The 1,948-nt window shown below is 48.3% G+C and carries 2 protein-coding genes; both read left to right on the top strand.

Features of this window, described 5'->3' with window-relative positions; translation table 11 throughout:
- Nucleotides 1-1,185: SH3 domain-containing protein (locus AC1WIP_RS15205; RefSeq protein WP_481142620.1), on the top strand; the 1,185-nt coding region annotated here is incomplete at its 5' end.
- Between the two features lie 114 nt (nucleotides 1,186-1,299).
- A complete protein-coding gene (locus AC1WIP_RS15200; protein ID WP_481142619.1) occupies nucleotides 1,300-1,731 on the top strand; it encodes a hypothetical protein in 432 nt (143 codons plus the stop codon).
- The last annotated feature ends 217 nt before the right edge of the window (nucleotides 1,732-1,948 follow it).

Genomic DNA, 1,948 nt, shown 5'->3' with positions numbered 1-1,948 from the left:
GTTGTGATTGTGGCGGCAGTGGCTGTTACGGTTACCGTTGCTTTAAACGTGGGGAGGGGGACGCCTGCGGAAATCGTGCAGACAAAACAGGAGACCGCCTCCGCCAGTGAGACCGCTGCCCAGGAGACCCAGGAGCAGACGGTGCAGGAGGTTCCTCTGGTGGCCAATGAGGACAGCGACATTTATTCCCTGGTGGCAACCTACTACAATGCGGTGGCTTTGGGGGATACGGATACCATTTTAAGCATCTGCGATGAAATGTCGGATACAGAATTGATTCGTTTTCAGGTAAATGCACAGTATATTGAAAATTATCCGGCTCTGGAGATTTACACAAAGGCAGGACCGGAGGAGGGCTCTACCATCGCCTATGTTTATTACAGGGTGATTTTCCAGAATCAGACGGCGGAGTTCCCGGGATATCAGGCTCTTTACATCTGTACTGACGAGAATGGCTCCCTCTATATTAAGCGGGGAGAAAATACTGATGATGTGATTGAATATATCAGGGCTGTGAATGCACAGGACGATGTGGTGGAGTTTAACAACCGGATTACAGAGGAGTACAATCAGCTGATGCTGGACCATCCGGAGCTTCTGGAATACTTAAGCGAGCTGGACCAGCAGGTAAATAAGGAGGTAGGAGTGATTCTGGCGGAACAGTCTGCTTCGCAGTCCCAATCCGGGGAGGACGCCCAGACCCAGGAGCAGGGCGGAGAAGCCGCAGGCGCTCAGGAGGGAGAGACCGCAGGTGAGACCGATGTGGAGGCTTCCCAGGAAAACACTGTACAGTACGCTACAGCCACCACCACTGTGAATGTGCGCGTCTCTGACAGCGAACAGGCAGACAGATTGGGAAAGGTGGCCGGAGGAACCACCGTGCAGGTGCTGGAGGAACGTGTGAACGGATGGACCAAGGTGCTCTATGAGGGCCAGGAGGGCTATATCAAGTCTGAGTTTCTGCAGGCTGCGGCCAGCGCGGAAAGCTCCGATGGAGCAACGGTTATCGGAACCGTGACAGCCACCACAAATATTAATGTGCGCGCGTCTGCCAGTGAAACGGCAGAAAAGCTGGGTGTGCTGGCTGGCGGCGATTCTGCTGAGCTTCTGGCCAATGAAAACGGCTGGTGCAGGATCAATTACAACGGCCAGGTGGGATATGTGAAGGCGGAATATGTTCAATAATGAGGAAGAATCCCGTTTTGTGAATAATATTCGGATAACTGCAAAGAATACAAATGGAATGAAATGCTTCCCAATGGGAAGCATTTTTTAATCACAAAACAAGCGGGGTGGCCTATGAAATCACAGGAAGTTGCAGTATATCGGGAAATTCAAAGGAATACGGAGATGGCAATGAAAGCCATTGACACCATATCGGACAAGGTTTACGATGAACGGCTGGCATTACAGATTTCCAGACAATCGGTGAAATATTCAGAGCTGCACAATGAAGCCTCCAAACAGCTGATAGCGGCAAAGGCAGAGTCCTATCGGGGGAATCATCTGGCTGATATTATGCTGAAAACAGGCATTCATTACAATACGCTGTTAAACACCAGCACGGAGCATATTGCTGAGCTGATGATTAAGGGAAGCAACAATGGCATACTGGAGATGTCCAAGGTATTAAAGCATAATGCGGAGGCGGGGGAAAAGCCTGTGGCTCTGGCAAAGCAGCTTATTGATTTTGAGGAGAAAAGCATTGGCGTACTGAAGGATTATCTGTAATATTTCAAAGAGGCCGTATATTGTATACACGTATATTTTCTTGTGCAATTTGTATAAAAAAGCAAAAAAAACTTTTACAATGTAGTGAGATAAAGCAAGTTGTGAAAATGAAAAACAGGGTTTATAATATTCCCTAGGACAACGGCGTCATGGCATAGGAGGTTTCGTCCTATGCCTTTTTTATGACTGTTTTCCAGTTGTTTGTACATACTAATTA

This window comes from Acetatifactor sp. (assembly GCF_982438285.1).
The sequence above is the reverse complement of the archived record's forward strand: the minus strand, read 5'-3'. Positions and strand labels throughout refer to the sequence as shown.

Excerpts from the sequence above, each read along its gene's own strand:
- AC1WIP_RS15200 (WP_481142619.1), top strand. The coding sequence starts at position 1,300 with ATGAAATCACAGGAAGTTGCAGTATATCGGGAAATTCAAAGGAATACG.